The organism is Streptomyces sp. NPDC104106, from assembly GCF_055584345.1.
The window spans coordinates 1-15,543 of record NZ_JBVJMF010000028.1; the positions used below are offsets into that span (position 1 = coordinate 1).

The following is a 15,543-nucleotide window of genomic DNA, read 5'->3' on the forward strand; positions in this document are numbered from 1 at the left end:
AAAGGAACCTCGACCATCGGAATGTTTCCGACGGACGGGGTATCAACATATCTGGCGTTGACTTTTGGCACGCTGTTGAGTTCTCAAGGAACGGTAGCTTCCTTTGTACTCACCCTCTCGGGCTTTCCTCCGGGCTTCCCTTCGGCGTTTCAAACTCTATCAGGGTTTTTCCGTCTCTCTGACCACCCTCCCGCAGACATGCGGGAGGAGATCCAGAGATAGGATCTGACGAGTTTGGGGTCTGCCGGGCGTGGCCGCTTTCGCGTCCCTCCGCCCCAAGCAGGAGTACGACTGTACACGGGGCCTGGAAGAGGGTGCAAATCTGCGGTGTTGGTGGTCTAGACCACTAGCTGGTAGCTTCCATACGGAACCCCAACTTCCTATGACATACGCTGCTGCTCAGTGCCGTCCGGGACACGCAGTGACGGCCCGTAAGCAGCTCCACTTCTGGGAGGCTTCCCATGACCACCGTGACGTCCCCTCTTGCCGGACGCGCCATCGGACTGGCCGCAGTGCCGGATCCGGTCTTCTCCGGGGCCATGGTCGGCCCGGGTACCGCCATCGACCCCGCGCGCGAGCCCTCCGAGGCCGTCGCGCCCGTGGACGGCGTCATCGTTTCCCTCCACCCGCACGCGTTCGTCGTGGTCGACGGGGACGGGCACGGCGTGCTCACCCACCTCGGCATCGACACCGTGCAGCTCAACGGCGAGGGCTTCGAACTGCTCGTCAACAAGGGCGACACCGTGACGCGCGGGCAGGCCGTCGTGCGCTGGAACCCCGCCGCCGTCGAGGCCGCCGGCAAGTCGCCGGTCTGCCCCGTCGTGGCGCTCGAAGCCACCGCCGAGTCCCTCTCCGACCTCCGTGACAGCGGTGACGTGAAGGCCGGCGACAGCCTCTTCGCCTGGAACTGACGGCGGTACCGCTTCAGGGCGGTGTTCAGGACAACCATCGCGGCGGCGGGACCCGCCGCACTACGGAGACGGGTGAGATGGAGACAACGCTGCGAGGCGTGGGCGTGAGCCATGGCGTGGCCATCGGCGAGGTCCGGCACATGGGTACGGCGGTACTGGAACCGCCGGCCAAGCAGATCCCCACGGAGGACGCCGAGCGGGAGCAGGGGCGGGCCCGGCAGGCCGTGGACGCCGTTGCCGCTGATCTGATGGCGCGCGGCAACCTGGCCGGTGGCGAGGCCCAGGCCGTGCTCGAGGCCCAGGCCATGATGGCGCAGGACCCCGAGCTGATGGCCGACGTGGACCGGCGGATCGCCGTCGGCAGCACCGCGGAGCGTGCCGTGTACGACGCGTTCGCGGCGTACCGGGAGCTGCTGGCCGGCGCCGGTGAGTACCTCGCCGGTCGCGTGGCGGACCTCGATGACGTGCGGAATCGTATCGTCGCCCGGCTGCTCGGCGTTCCGATGCCGGGTGTACCGGACAGCGACCAGCCCTATGTGCTCGTCGCCCGGGATCTGGCTCCCGCCGACACGGCTCTGCTGGACCCCTCTCTGGTGCTCGGTTTCGTGACCGAGGAGGGCGGGCCGACCAGCCACAGCGCGATTCTGGCGCGGGCGCTGGGGGTGCCGGCGGTCGTGGCGCTGCCCGGTGCCGGTGAGCTGGCCGAGGGCACGGTGGTCGCCGTGGACGGCAGCACCGGCGATGTCTTCGTGGAGCCGAGCGAGGCGAAGAAGGCCGAGCTGGAGGCCGCTGCTGCCGAGCGCAAGGCCGCGCTGTCCGCTTCGACCGGACCGGGTGTGACGGCGGACGGGCACAAGGTGCCGCTGCTGGCAAACGTGGGCGGTCCGGCGGACGTACCGGCCGCGGTGGAGGCCGGGGCCGAGGGTGTGGGTCTGTTCCGTACCGAGTTCCTGTTCCTGGACGACAGCAAGAACGCTCCTTCCGAGGAGAAGCAGGTGGAGGCCTACCGGCAGGTGCTGGAGGCCTTCCCCGAGGGGCGCGTGGTCGTGCGCGTGCTGGACGCGGGTGCGGACAAGCCCCTGGAGTTCCTGACCCCGGCCGACGAGCCGAACCCCGCGCTCGGCGTGCGGGGTCTGCGTACGCTCCTGGACCACCCGGAGATCCTGCGCACGCAGCTGACCGCGCTGGCCAAGGCCGCCGAGGGACTGCCCGTCTACCTCGAGGTCATGGCACCCATGGTGGCGGACCGCACGGACGCGAAGGCGTTCGCGGACGCCTGCCGTGAGGCGGGGCTGCGGGCCAAGTTCGGGGCGATGGTCGAGATCCCGTCGGCCGCGCTGCGGGCGCGTTCGATCCTGCAGGAGGTCGAGTTCCTGTCGCTGGGGACCAATGACCTGGCGCAGTACACCTTCGCGGCCGACCGTCAGGTGGGCGCAGTGTCCCGGCTCCAGGATCCGTGGCAGCCGGCGCTGCTGGACCTCGTGGCGCTGTCCGCGGAGGCGGCCAAGGCCGAGGGCAAGAGCTGCGGTGTGTGCGGTGAGGCCGCGTCCGATCCGCTGCTGGCGTGTGTGCTGACCGGTCTGGGTGTCACCTCCCTGTCCATGGGGGCGGCGTCGATTCCTTACGTCCGGGCGACGCTGGCGAAGTACACGCTGGCACAGTGCGAGCGGGCCGCCGCGGCGGCTCGGGCCGCCGACAGCGCCGAGGAGGCACGCAGCGCCGCTCAGGCGGTGCTGTCCGGCGAGTAGTCAGGTCGACGGCGCGTCCGGCGCGTCGGGTTCAGGGGCGTCCCGCCGTGGGTGGGGCGCCCCTGGCCTGTGTCGGCGTCCGGTGCGTGCGCGGTCAGTGGTGGTGGCCGGGGGGTGTGCTCGGTGCTCCGAGGTCGGGCGGCTCGCAGTAGTCGACGCCGGACTCCGGGGGGATGAGGTCCCCGGAGTCGACGTCGGTGCAGTAGGCGTCGAATACTTCCGCGGCGGTCAGGGGTTGGAAGTCGCCGGCGCGCAGTCGCCAGCCGTAGACACGGTCGGCCGCTTCGGGCCGGGTCGTGCGGATGACGAGGCCGCCGGGGCTGCGGGTGGCGAGGCCGAGTGCGAGGACGCTGGTGTACTCCAGGGCCTCGGCCTCGTCGAGGCGGGTGCCGCCGTCGCCGTCACGGTCGGCGTGCAGAACGGAGACGAGGGTGTCCGGTGGTCCGTAGACGCTGACCACGAGGTGCCGGTCGCCGGGCGGGGCGGTGTCGAGGACGCGGACCACGAGGTCGGAGGCGCGGGTGAAGGCGGCCCTGCCGATGTCCTCGCCGCAGGTGGGGCAGGGGCCGAGGCGGGCGAGGAGGGTGGTGGCGTATTCCCAGGTGGCCTGGCGCACGGCCTCGTCCACGAGGGCTGGTACGAGGGTGTCGAGGGGCCGTCCGTCGTAGGGGATGGTGGGGCCGGTGGCCGCGAGTTCGGCGGTGAACCTGGTGCGGCTGGCCGCCGATTCCGGGTCGAGGCCGGTGTCGGCGCAGTAGGCGGCGTAGTCCTCGGGGTCGAACAGGGCGAGGGTGGTGTGGCTGCCCTGGGCGGCGCGGGTCTTCAGGAGTGCCTCGACCTGCTGGAGGTAGGTCGTGTGGTCGTCGAAGGTGAAGCTGCGGTAGCGCCGCATGGCGCGGAAGTCGTGTTCGTCGGTGAGCAGGCCGATGGTGCCGGCGATCTCGCGGCGCAGGACGCGTCGCATGGTCCGGTGGTCGGTGTGCGCCATGATTCCCCCAAAGTGCGCGTCGATCAATGCTCACTCACCGTAACCGGCGGCACTGACAACGAGGGGTGCCGCCGGTGGGCGGTGGCCGAGCGGTGCGGTCGTTCGCGCGGGTGGGGCGGGGGTCGGCGGGTGCGGTTCAGGCGCGTTTGCGGGCGAGTTCCTCGTAGAAGGCGAGCAGGGCGAGGTCGTCGATGGAGCCGGGATTGACCGCCTTCTCCAGGGGGGTGCCCTGCAGGAGTCGCTTGACGGGGACTTCGATGCGTTTGCCGGTGAGGGTGTGCGGGACGCCGGGCACCTCGATGACCTCGTCCGGGACGTGACGCGGGGAGAGTTGTTCGCGGATGGCCTGCTTGATGCGGTTCAGGAGTGCGTCGTCGAGGGTGGCGCCGGGTGCGAGGTGGACGAACAGGGGCATCCAGTAACCGCCGTCCGGCTGTTCGATGCCGATGACGAGGGATTCCTTGATCTCGGGCAGGCGCTCGACGACCTCGTAGATGTCGGCGGAGCCCATGCGGACGCCCTGCCGGTTGAGGGTGGAGTCGGAGCGGCCGTGGATGATCACGGTGCCGCGGGCGGTGAGGGTGATCCAGTCGCCGTGGCGCCAGACGCCGGGGTAGGTGTCGAAGTAGCTGTCGTGGTAGCGGCTGCCGTCGGGGTCGTTCCAGAAGCGGATCGGCATGGAGGGCATGGGGTTGGTGACGACCAGCTCGCCCACCTCGTCGATGACCGGGTTGCCGCTGGGGTCCCAGGCCTGCAGGTCGGTGCCGAGGCCGGGGGCCTGCAGCTCGCCGGTGTACACGGGCAGGGTGGGGACGGCTCCGGCGAAGCAGGAGCAGACATCGGTGCCGCCGCTGACGGACGCGATCCACAGGTCGCCGCGGACCTCGTCGTGCAGCCAGCGGAAGCCGTCGGGCGGCAGGGGCGAGCCGGTGGTGGCGACGCACTTCACGGTGGACAGGTCGTGGTCGCGCGCGGGGTGGACGCCGGCTTTGCGGCAGGCCATGACATAGGCGGCCGAGGTGCCGTAGAGGGTGGCCCGGGTGCGTTCGGCGACGCGCCACTGGGCGCCGGTGTCGGGGTAGCCGGGACTGCCGTCGTACAGGACGATCGTGGTGCCCGTCAGGAGGCCGGAGACGAGGAAGTTCCACATCATCCAGCCGGTCGAGGTGTACCAGAAGAAGCGGTCCTCGGGGCCGAGGTCGCAGTGCAGGCCGAGCTGTTTGAGGTGTTCGACGAGGATGCCGCCCTGGGACTGGACGATGGCCTTGGGCAGCCCGGTCGTGCCGGAGGAGTAGAGCACCCACAGGGGGTGGTCGAAGGGGACCTGCTCGAAGACGGGCTCGGTGTCGGCCGTGGTCAGGGCGGACCAGTCGAGCGCGCCCTCGGGGGCCTCGGTGCCGAGGAGCGGGATGTGGACGACGGCGCGCAGGGTGGGCAGCTCGCGGCGGAGTTCGGCGACGGTCTGGCGGCGGTCGTGTTCCTTGCCGCCGTAGCGGTAGCCGTCGACGGTGAACAGGACCACGGGTTCGACCTGCTGGAAGCGGTCGAGGACGCTGCGGGCGCCGAAGTCGGGGGCGCAGGAGGTCCAGACGGCGCCGACGGCGGCCGTGGCGAGGAGGGCGACCACGGCCTGGGGGATGTTGGGGAGGTAGCCGCTGACGCGGTCGCCGGGGCGGACGCCGAGGGCGCGGAGTTCGGCGGCGAGGGAGCCGACCTGGCGGCGCAGTTCGGCCCAGGTCACGGGGCGCGGTTCGTGGGTCTCGTCCACGTGGAGCAGGGCGGGCTCGTCGGCGCGGTCGGCGGCGGCGCGCAGGGCGTGCTCGGCGTAGTTGAGGGTGGCTCCGGGGAACCACTGGGTGCCGGGCATGGAGCGGTCGCCGAGCACGCGCGCGTAGGGGGTCGAGAACCGTACGTCGAACCACTCGGTGACGGCTTTCCAGAACGTGTCGAGCCGGTCGACGGACCACCGGTGCAGGGCCGGGTAGCCGCCGTCGGCAGGGGCGCCGTGGTGCTCGGCGGCCCATGCCTGGAACCGGGTGATGCGGGCCTGGGCGATCCGCTGCGGATCGGGCTGCCAGAGCGGCTGGGGGTTCGCGGTCGACATGGGGCGGCTCCCGGGCTGTGCGCGTCGTGGGCGTCGGTCCCGCGCACGTGCTGGGGTGTGCGCGTGACGCGGCTGACAGGGACGATGCCATGTGATCGACTTCAACACCAGGCCTCACCGCACATAGTCGGGGTCGTGAAGATGTGGCCCAGGCACAGGTGAACGGCAGTTGAACGACACGCGCGTGTGGGGCGCGCAGTGGCAGGGTGAGCAGCATGGACGGTCGTGACCTGGTGCGTTCGATGAGTGTGGTCGGTGCGGGGAGGGCGGCTCGGGGGTTGCGTACCGTACGTGCCGCGTGGCGCAGGCGGCGGATCGACGCCGCCGGGCTGCCGCGGCGGGGGGCCGAGCGGGCGCGAGTCCCGGGGCGGGTGGAGGGTGCGGCGCCGGGGCCCGGGGGTGGTGTGATCCGGTTCGGCCGGTCGGAGCTGCGGATCATGGTGGCGGTGAACGGGGCGGTGTTCTGGGGCTGGGACGGGGCCGTCCCGGAGCCGTCGTACGCGCTGGCGGGAAGCTGTCCGGAGCCGGATCCGCGGGCGGTGCTGGAGCCGGACAAGGACGGTGGCTGGCGGGTGGTCGCCGAGCGTGTGACGGTCGTCGTCTCGCGGCACGGTGCGGTGCAGGTGTGCACCCCTGGCGGGGTGACTCTGCGGCATGATCTGCCGCCGCGCTGGTGGGAGCCGGTGGGCGGGGGGACGGCGCGGTGGCTGCAGCGCTCGGAGGTGGCGGCGGACGCCCGGTTCTTCGGTCTGGGCGGGCGGGCGTCGGGGCCCCGGCTGCGGGGCGGTTCGTACCGGTTGTGGAACACCGATCCGGGCCGGGCGTTCGGGCCGGGGGTGGATCCGCTGTATCTGACGATGCCGGTTCAGCTCGTGGTGGCCGACGCCGGTACGCATCTGGTGTTCCACGACACCACGTGGGACGGCACGGTGGTGCTGCGGGAGGGCGAGGAGGGCGCCGGGTCCGGGCACGACCGGGCGGGGCGGTGCGAGGTGCGGATGGACGGCGGTCCGCTGCGCTGCTGGGTGATGGTGGGAACTCCCGCGCGCGTGCTGGCCACGTGGGCCTCGCTGACCGGGGCTCCGGCGCTGCCGCCGGCATGGGCGCTCGGTCACCATCACGCGCGGTGGGGCTTCGGCGGCGAGCAGGAGGTGCGCCGGATCGTGGCGGGCTACCAGGAGCGCGGTCTGCCGCTGGACGCGGTGCATCTGGACATCGACCACTACGACGAGCACCAGGTGTTCACGGTCGACCAGGAGCGGTTCCCCAAGCTGCCGGTGCTGGCGGAGGAGCTGCGGCGGGACGGGATCCGGCTGGTGTCGATCGTGGATCCGGCCGTGAAGGCGGGGCCGGGCAACGCCGTGTACGACGCGGGTTCGGCGGTGGACGCGTTCGTGCGCGACGGTTCGGGGCGTGAGGTGCGGGGGGTGGTGTGGGCCGGGGAGTCGGTGTTCCCGGACTTCACGCGCGCGCGTGTGCGGGAGTGGTGGGGCGGGCTGTACGCGGAGCGGCTGGGGCAGGGCTTCGCGGGGTTCTGGCACGACATGAACGAGCCGACGTCGTTCCACGCCTTCGGTGAGCCGACGCTGCCCCGTTCGGCCCGGCATGGCCTGGAGGGGCGCGGCGGCGACCATCGCGAGGCGCACAACGTGTACGCGTTGTGCATGGCCCGGGCGGGGTACGAGGGGCTGCGCGGGCTGTCGCCCGAGGAGCGGCCGTTCGTCTTCTCGCGTTCGGGGTGGGCGGGGTTGCAGCGCTACGGGGGCACCTGGTCGGGGGACGTGGCCACGGACTGGCCGGGGCTGCGGGCGTCGCTGTCGCTGGTGCTGGGGCTCGGGCTGTGCGGGGTGCCGTACTCGGGTCCCGACGTGGGCGGGTTCGACGGGAACCCGTCGCCCGAGCTGTATCTGCGGTGGTTCCAGCTCGGCGCGTATCTGCCGCTGTTCCGGACCCACGCGAGTGTGCGGGCGGGGCGCAGGGAGCCGTGGGAGTTCGGGGCCGAGGTGCTGGAGCACGCGCGCGTGGCGCTGCTGGAGCGGCGGCGGCTGCTGCCGTACTGGGTGACGCTGGCGCAGCTGGCCCGGCGGACCGGCGCGCCGTACGCGCGGCCGGTGTGGTGGGGCTCTCCGGAGGACCGGGCGCTGCGCGAGTGCGAGGACGCGTTTCTGCTCGGGGACGCCCTGCTGGTGGCGCCGGTCCTGGACCCGGGTGTGAAGCGGCGTGCGGTGCGGCTGCCGCGGGGCCGCTGGTACGACACGGTGACGGAGCGGGCGTACGAGGGGCCGGGCCAGGTGTTCGTGGACGCGCCGCTGTCGCGGATACCGGTGCTCGCGCGCGCGGGAGCGGTGCTTCCGGTGCGGGGCGCCGACGGGGGTGTGGAGCTGGAGGTGTGGGCGCCCGCGCGGGGCCGCAGCGGGGGCGGAGTCGTGGTGCCGGACGCGGGCGACGGATGGGACGAACCGGAGACGGAACGCTACGTCGCCCGCCGGCGGGACCGGACGGTGGTGGTCACCCGCGAGGGGGAGGGCGGTCCGGTCGAGCCACCGTACCCGGTGCGGGTGCGCGGGCTCGGCTGAGCCGGCCGGCTCAGACGTACCGGCCCTCGAACCAGGCCCGTACGGCCACGGTGTGCAGCGGGAAGGCGAGGTCCCCGGGCCTGCGCAGCAGCTGCCAGCCCTCGGTCTCGTCCGTGGGAACGGAGGGCGGCAGGCCGTCGACCGGGCGTTCCGGGAGGGCGCCGAAGAGCAGCAGGTGGCCGTCGGGCGAGCTCATGGCGTCCACGAGCCGCACGTCGCGGGCGGCCGCGTCGATGCCGGTCTCCTCCTTGAGTTCGCGTACGACGGCCTGCTTCCAGTCCTCGCGGTCGTCGACGTAGCCGCCGGGCAGGGCGACGCCTCCGCGCGCGGGGGCGACGGTGCGGGTGATGACGATCAGGGCGGTGCCCTGGGTGTCGTACACGGGCTGGAGTGCGATGGCGACCGGCAGCGGGTTGCGGTAGGCGACTCCTCCGCAGGACGGACAGGTGCGCGGCCAGCCGGTGACGCCCTCTCCATAGGGCGCTCCGCAGCACGAACAGTGGGAGTCCGGTGCGGAGTTGGCAGTGGGTTGTTGAGTTTCGGACACGCGCGGACTGTATCCGATCGAAGGAAGGGCTGGTTCCGCCAGTGCGTGCCTCCGTTCGTGCGGGCTCTCTGCCCTTTTCCGACTGCCGGTGGCACACTTCTGACGCATCGTCAGATTCTGCCGCGAGGGAGGGGCCTTGCCGCACACACGCACACCCGTGGTCGCCGGCTGGTTCGGCGGAGAGGGGGACGGCTTCCGGCTGCTGGGCACACGCTGCTCGTCCTGCGGGTCGGTGTTCTTCCCGCGTGAGGACGTCCACTGCCGCAACCCGCACTGCGCCGGCGGCGCGCTGGAGGAGGTCCCGCTGTCACGAAAGGGTCGTATCTGGTCGTACACAGACAGCAGGTATCGGCCACCGTCACCCTATGTGAGCAATCGGGAACTTCCGTGGGAGCCGTACGCGTTGATCGCGGTGGAGCTGGAGGCCGAGCGGCTGGTGGTGCTCGGCCAGGCGGCTCCCGAGGTCACCGTCGCCGATCTGACGGTGGGCATGGAGGTGGAGGTCGTCCCCGGAGTGCTCGACGAGGACGCGGACGCGGGGACGACCTGGACGACGTGGCACTGGCGGCCGACGGGGGTGAGGGCGTGACGAGGGACGTGGCGGTGCTCGGCGTGGGCATGCACCCGTGGGGCAAGTGGGGGCGGTCCTTCGTGGAGTACGGGGCGGCGGCGGCCCGCGCGGCGCTCGCGGACGCCGGTGTCGACTGGCGGGACATCGGCTCCATCGTGGGCGCGGACACGGTGCGGGGCGGCTATCCGGGGTACGTCGCGGGGGCGACGTTCGCCAAGGCCCTGGGCTGGCAGGGGACGACGGTGGGGAGTGTGTACGCGGCGTGCGCGTCGGGAGCGCAGGCGATCGCCGCCGCGCGGGCGCAGATCCTCGCCGGGCTCGCCGAGGCCGTCCTCGTGGTGGGGGCCGACGCCGCACCCAAGGGGTTCTTCCGGCCCGCGGGCGGGGACCGGCCGGACGACCCGGACTGGCTGCGGTTCCGGGTGCTGGGCGCGACGAACCCGGCGTACTTCGGGCTGTACGCACGCCGGCGGATGGCGGTGCACGGGGACACACCGGAGGACTTCGCGCTGGTCAAGGTGAAGAACGCCGCCATGGGCGCGCTCAACCCCTACGCCCGGTACCGGAGGCGGGTCACCGCCGAGGAGGTCGCCGCGTCCGCGGTGGTCGCCGATCCGCTGCGGCTGCTCGACATCTGCGCCACGTCCGACGGCGGCGCCGCCCTGGTCCTCGCCAGCGTCGGCTTCGCCCGACGGCACGGCGTGGAACGGCCGGTGCGGATCCGCGCGGTGTCCACGGTGACCCCCGACTTCCCGAACACGGTGCTGGACCTGCCGGAGATCGCCACCGACTCGGCGGTCGCGGTGGAGCCCGCGGGCCGGACGTTCCGCGCCTCCATCGCCCAGGCCGCCTACGAGGAGGCGGGTATCGGCCCCGAGGACCTGTCGCTTGCCGAGGTCTACGACCTGTCCACCGCGCTGGAGTTGCAGTGGTACGAGGACCTGGGGCTGTGCGGCGGAGGCGAGGGCGCGAAGCTCCTGCGGGAAGGCGCGACGGCCGTCGGCGGGCGGATACCCGTCAACGCCAGCGGCGGACTCGCCTCCTTCGGGGAGGCGGTGCCGGCCCAGGCCATCGCCCAGGTGTGCGAGCTGACCTGGCAGCTGAGAGGGGCCGCGGGCGATCGTCAGGTCGCCGGGGCGCGCGTCGGGATCAGCGCCAACCAGGGGCTGTTCGGGCATGGTTCGTCGGTGGTCGCGGTGAGATGAGCTGCGGTGATCCGAGCCGTTGCCGGTCGCGCGGCGAAGCGTGAGAGCCGCCACGCTGGGTGATCGTCCCGGAATCCTGCGTGAATGTCTCATGAACTGCGCCTGGGCGTACGCGGGCGGCGCCATCATGCTCCCGTGCACTCCTGGACGGACACTCTCCGCTTCGCCTTCCAGCCGGTGGTCAACCTCAGGACCGGCGCGGTCACCGCACTGGAGACACTCGCCCGCCCGGAGACCGGCGACGTCCTCGCCGAGGCCCGCCGGGATCCCGAACTCGACGGCATGCTCACGGTGTTGGCGCTGCGGGCGGCCACGCGCAAGGAGACGCTGCTGCCGCTGCACCTGAACGTCTTCGCGGCCACACTCGCCGACCTCGGCGGCCTCACGCCGCTGCACGACGCCGTGCGCGCGGCGGGGCGCCTGCCCTGGGAGGTGACGCTCGACGTCGTCCCGCCCTACACGCACGTGCCGCAGCGGGCGCTGCTGGAGGCGGTGGCGGCCCTGCGGGCACAGGGCTTCCGGATCAGCGCGGACGGCATCGGCGACGGCGACGTACCTCTGCGGCTGCTCACCGACCTCTCGCCCGACCTCGTCAAGCTCGACGCCTCGCTGCTGGCCCGGCCCGCCGCGGTGCGGTCGATGCGGACGCTGTGCGAGGAGTTGGGCGCGCTGGTGGCGGTGGAGGGGGTCGAGACCGAACTGCAGTGTGCGGCCGCGCTGTCGGCCGGCGCCCAGCTGGCCCAGGGCGAGCTGTTCGCGCCGCCGGCCCGGATCCCCGCGGTGGACGTGTACGTTCCGCCGCGCTCCCCCGGTGCCGTGGCCGTGCCCCGGTCCGGGCCGTCGGTGCGGGAGTTCGTGCGCCCCGCCGCGCTGCTGCCGGTGACCGCGTCGGCGGGGCAGGTGCGGGCACTGCTGACCGGGTCACCGGACGTCTCCGGGGTGCTGCTGGTGGACCAGGCCGGCCGGCCCGTGCGCTCGGTGCACCGCTCGCGCTTCCTGCTGTCGATGTCCGCCCGCTACGGGCACGCCCTGTACGCCGACCGGCCCGCCTTCAAGCTGGGCGACGCGCCCCGCACGGTCGGGGTGGACGCCACCGCCTGGGAGGTGCTGGACGTGGTCGCGGTCGGCGGCCGGGACCGGACCTCCGACGATGTGGCGGTGGTCGACGCGTACGAGCGCTGCGTGGGCGTCGTACGGCTCGCCGACCTGGTGCGGGCCCTGGCCGAGAGCCGGGTGGAGGAGGCGGCCGGGCTCAATCCGCTGACACGGCTGCCCGGTTCGGACGCGATCACGGCCGAGGTGGACCGATGGATCGCGGACGGCCGGTCCTTCGCGCTCAGCTGGCTGGACATCGACCACTTCAAGCAGGTCAACGACGGCGCCGGGTTCGCCGCGGGCGACGAACTGATCCGATCGGTGGGCCGCGCGCTCCAGCAGGCTGCCGTGGGGCACGCGCGCGTGGGACACATCGGCGGGGACGACTTCCTGGTGCTGGCCGACGAGGTGGCGCTCGATCCGCTGGTCGCCACCGTGCTCGACGCGCCCTGGTCGGCGGGTGACCGGCCGGTCACACTCTCCCTCGCGACCGTCGTGTGCGCCCCGGGCAGCGTGGGCGACCACCGCCAGGCCGCGGCCCACCTCGCGCCGCTGAAGAAGGCGGCCAAGGCGCTGCGCGGCGCGAGCTGGGTGCTCGGGCGTGCCGGGGCCGCCGGGCACGAGGTCCGGCGCGGGGACACCGGGGCGGCCACGGCGCAGGCCGGACGCGCGGCCGCCGAGCCCTGGCGGTGAACCGCCTCGTGCCGCACGGCCGTTGGGGCGCCCCGGTTCGGCGGGCGCGTCCGTGTCACCGTCGCCGTCGGCAACCTTGACGCCCCCGGGGCGCCGGTGAACACTTCCCGGTGTCGGCCGACATCGCCGTACATTCTCGGCGTTATCAGGCACTGTCCATGGGGCTGTCCTGCGCCACGGGCCGTCCCTGCCGGCGATCGCGGCCGCCACGGCACACTCATCACGGACGCCGGGCGGGGCGCAGGGCCTTCCCCGCCGTCGGCCGAAGTCGCCAAGGGAACCGTTCCTGCACGGAAGGCCGGGGCCGATCGCCCCCAACCCGCGCCAAGGGAGCCGCCATGAGCAACGGGCACATTTTCGTCGGCGAGGTCATCGGAACCGCGATCCTGATCCTGTTCGGTGCCGGTGTCTGCGCCGCCGTCACCCTCCGGCACTCCAAAGCGCGGGCCGCGGGCTGGATCGTCATCGCGTTCGGCTGGGGCTTCGGGGTGCTGGCGGGGGCGTACACCGCCGCTCCCCTCTCCGGCGGCCAGCTCAATCCCGCGGTCACCCTCGGCATCGCCATCGACACCGGCGCATGGGGCAAGGTCTGGGTGTATCTGCTGGGCCAGCTCGTCGGCGCGATGCTCGGCGCCGTACTCGCCTATCTGGTGTACCTCGCCCAGTTCCAGGCCAACGTCCGCGAGGAGGGCGGTGGCGCCGACGACGAGCCGGTGCCGACGCTGGGCGTCTTCTCGACCATCCCGGAACTCCGCAATCCGGTCGCGAACCTGATCACCGAGATCATCGCGACCATGGCGCTCGTCCTGCCCGTCCTCGCCTTCGGGCTGACCAAGGGGCTCGGTCAGTCCGGCTCCACCGCGCTGATCGTCTCGCTGCTCGTCGTCGGCATCGGGCTCTCCCTCGGCGGCCCCACCGGTTACGCCATCAATCCGGCCCGCGACCTCGGCCCGCGCATCGTGCACACGCTTCTGCCGATCCCCCACAAGGGCACGTCCGACTGGGGTTACGCCTGGATCCCGGTCGTCGGCCCGCTGATCGGCGGGGCACTCGCCGGCCTCGTCTACAACGCGGCCTTCTGATCCCGCACGTCCCGCTCCCGTACGCCGTGCTCCGCTCCCCCGCGCGCCCTCAGTGATCCGACCCAGCGACCCAGGGACTGCCATGACGGACACCGCCGAGAAGTACGTCGCCGCCATCGACCAGGGCACCACGTCCAGCCGCTGCATCGTCTTCGACCACAGCGGCGCGATCGTCGCCGTCGACCAGCGTGAGCACCGCCAGATCTTCCCCAAGCCGGGCTGGGTGGAGCACGACGCGACCGAGATCTGGGCCAAGGTGCAGGCCGTGGTGGCCGGAGCGCTGGCCAAGGCCGGGTTGCGCGCCGACCAGGTGAGCGCGCTCGGCATCACCAACCAGCGTGAGACGACGGTCCTGTGGGACCGGGCCACGGGCAAGCCCGTGCACAACGCGATCGTCTGGCAGGACACCCGAACCGCTGCGCTGTGCGTCGAACTGGGCGGAGCGGACGGCCAGGACCGCTTCCGCGAGCGGACGGGGCTGCCGCTCGCCAGCTACTTCTCCGGGCCGAAGGCGGCGTGGCTGCTGGACCATGTGCCCGGTCTGCGGGAGCGGGCCGAGCGCGGCGAGATCGCGTTCGGGACGATCGACTCCTGGCTGATCTGGAACCTCACCGGCGGCACTGACGGCGGCCGGCACGTCACCGACGTCACCAACGCCGGGCGAACCCTGCTCATGGATCTCGCCACGCTCCAGTGGGACCCGGCCATCCTGTCCGCCATGCGCCTCCCCGCGGCGATGCTGCCGGAGATCCGGTCCTCCGCCGAGGTCTACGGCACGGCGGTCGGGCAGCTCGCCGGGGTGCCCGTGGCCGCAGCGCTGGGCGACCAGCAGGCCGCCGTGTTCGGCCAGGCCTGCTACGGCGTGGGCAGCGCGAAGAACACGTACGGCACCGGCAGTTTTCTGCTGCTGAACACCGGCAACCGGCCGGTGCCGTCGAAGAGCGGGCTGCTGACGACGGTGGGCTACAGGATCGGCGGCGAGGCGCCGGTGTACTGCCTGGAGGGGTCGATAGCCATCACGGGCGCGCTCGTGCAGTGGTTCCGCGACCAGCTCGGGATCATCCGCACCGCCGACGAGATCGAGACACTGGCGGCGAGCGTCGAGGACAACGGCGGCGCGTACATCGTGCCCGCGTTCTCCGGCCTGTTCGCACCGTACTGGCGCGCCGACGCGCGCGGGGTCGTCACGGGACTCACCCGGTACGTCACGAAGGCGCACCTCGCCCGCGCGGTGCTGGAGGCGACGAGCTGGCAGACGCGGGAGGTCGTGGACGCCATGTACCAGGACTCCGGGGTGCGGATCAGCACCCTGAAGGTCGACGGCGGCATGACGAAGAACAACCTGCTCATGCAGCACCAGGCGGACGTCCTCGGGGTCCCGGTGATCCGGCCGCGGGTGTCGGAGACGACCTGCCTGGGCGCGGCGTACGCGGCCGGCCTGGCGACGGGCGTCTGGAACGACCTCGACGAGCTGACGTCGCACTGGCGCGAGGACGCGGAGTGGACGCCCGCGATGGAGGCGTCGGTGCGTGAGCGGGAGTACCGCAACTGGCGCCGGGCCGTGGAGAAGAGCTTCGGCTGGCTGGAGGAGGGCGGCGCCGTGGACGGGGACGGCGCGTAGAACTCCCGTACGCGCGCGTGCTCCTCCCCGGACCACGGCCCGTGCCCCGGTCGGCGGGGGTACGGGCCGTGTCCGTCGCCGTGTGGGGGGAGTGTGCGGGAGCAGGGTGAGGGCAGGCCGGGCGGCGGGGCGCGGACGGTGAGGCGGCAGGGCGTGGGCCGACAGGGCGGCGGGCAGCGAGGCGGCGACAGTGGGCAGCCGGGCCCCATGGCAAAGGACCGGCGCCGACCAGGGGGCAGACCCCGGCGGCAGCCCGAACACCGATAGCCAACAACCAACGCCGACGACAGGCACCCGAGCAGCGACCGCGCGCAGCCCGACCGCCGACAGGCAGCCGGGACCCATGGCAGGTGGCCGGGCGCCGACCGCAGGGGGCAGAGCCCGGCGGATGCCTGAACGTCG

The 15,543-nt window shown here is 72.7% G+C and carries 12 protein-coding genes; 9 read left to right on the plus strand and 3 right to left on the minus strand.

Features of this window, described 5'->3' with window-relative positions:
• The 3 genes from ACZ60X_RS39785 to ptsP form a co-directional block, all read left to right on the plus strand.
• Positions 1 to 222: hypothetical protein (locus ACZ60X_RS39785; protein ID WP_469609818.1), on the plus strand; the 222-nt coding region annotated here is incomplete at its 5' end.
• A 239-nt stretch (positions 223 to 461) separates the two neighbouring features.
• Entirely contained in the window at positions 462 to 911 is a 450-nt protein-coding gene (locus tag ACZ60X_RS39790; RefSeq protein ID WP_469609821.1) for a PTS sugar transporter subunit IIA, read from the plus strand.
• Between the two features lie 77 nt (positions 912 to 988).
• Positions 989 to 2,659 carry a phosphoenolpyruvate--protein phosphotransferase gene (ptsP, locus tag ACZ60X_RS39795; RefSeq protein WP_469609824.1) on the plus strand — a complete coding sequence of 557 codons (1,671 nt, stop codon included), beginning with the start codon at positions 989 to 991 and terminating at the stop codon, positions 2,657 to 2,659.
• A 94-nt stretch (positions 2,660 to 2,753) separates the two neighbouring features.
• Here the strand turns inward: ptsP and ACZ60X_RS39800 are convergent, their stop codons facing one another.
• Positions 2,754 to 3,647 (minus strand): hypothetical protein, encoded by an 894-nt coding sequence (locus ACZ60X_RS39800; RefSeq protein WP_469609826.1) that lies wholly within the window; start codon positions 3,645 to 3,647, stop codon positions 2,754 to 2,756.
• 136 nt (positions 3,648 to 3,783) lie between these two features.
• On the minus strand, positions 3,784 to 5,751 hold the full coding sequence (locus ACZ60X_RS39805; RefSeq protein ID WP_469609829.1) for an acetoacetate--CoA ligase: 1,968 nt from the start codon (positions 5,749 to 5,751) through the stop codon (positions 3,784 to 3,786).
• A 215-nt stretch (positions 5,752 to 5,966) separates the two neighbouring features.
• Here ACZ60X_RS39805 and ACZ60X_RS39810 point away from each other — a divergent pair, with 215 nt between their 5' ends.
• On the plus strand, positions 5,967 to 8,327 hold the full coding sequence (locus ACZ60X_RS39810) for a glycoside hydrolase family 31 protein (RefSeq protein ID WP_469609831.1): 2,361 nt from the start codon (positions 5,967 to 5,969) through the stop codon (positions 8,325 to 8,327).
• A 10-nt stretch (positions 8,328 to 8,337) separates the two neighbouring features.
• Here ACZ60X_RS39810 and ACZ60X_RS39815 read toward each other — a convergent pair whose 3' ends face one another.
• Complete coding sequence (locus tag ACZ60X_RS39815) at positions 8,338 to 8,874, minus strand: NUDIX domain-containing protein (RefSeq protein ID WP_469609833.1); 537 nt, start codon at positions 8,872 to 8,874, stop codon at positions 8,338 to 8,340.
• Positions 8,875 to 9,031: 157 nt separating this feature from the next.
• On the opposite strand from ACZ60X_RS39815, the gene ACZ60X_RS39820 reads away from it, so the two are divergent.
• The 5 genes from ACZ60X_RS39820 (at position 9,032) to glpK (ending at position 15,141) form a co-directional block, all read left to right on the plus strand.
• On the plus strand, positions 9,032 to 9,463 hold the full coding sequence (locus tag ACZ60X_RS39820) for a Zn-ribbon domain-containing OB-fold protein (RefSeq protein ID WP_469610037.1): 432 nt from the start codon (positions 9,032 to 9,034) through the stop codon (positions 9,461 to 9,463).
• On the plus strand, positions 9,460 to 10,650 hold the full coding sequence (locus tag ACZ60X_RS39825; protein ID WP_469609836.1) for a lipid-transfer protein: 1,191 nt from the start codon (positions 9,460 to 9,462) through the stop codon (positions 10,648 to 10,650). The genes ACZ60X_RS39820 and ACZ60X_RS39825 overlap by 4 nt, the downstream gene beginning before the upstream one ends.
• Positions 10,651 to 10,785: 135 nt before the next feature.
• Positions 10,786 to 12,438, plus strand: coding sequence for an EAL domain-containing protein (locus tag ACZ60X_RS39830; protein ID WP_469609838.1), 1,653 nt, complete (start codon positions 10,786 to 10,788; stop codon positions 12,436 to 12,438).
• Positions 12,439 to 12,776: 338 nt separating this feature from the next.
• The gene (locus tag ACZ60X_RS39835; protein ID WP_469609840.1) at positions 12,777 to 13,520 is read left to right on the plus strand and encodes an MIP/aquaporin family protein; all 744 of its coding nucleotides are present in this window, start codon (positions 12,777 to 12,779) and stop codon (positions 13,518 to 13,520) included.
• A gap of 82 nt (positions 13,521 to 13,602) precedes the next feature.
• A complete protein-coding gene (gene glpK / locus ACZ60X_RS39840) occupies positions 13,603 to 15,141 on the plus strand; it encodes a glycerol kinase GlpK (RefSeq protein ID WP_469609843.1) in 1,539 nt (512 codons plus the stop codon).
• The last annotated feature ends 402 nt before the right edge of the window (positions 15,142 to 15,543 follow it).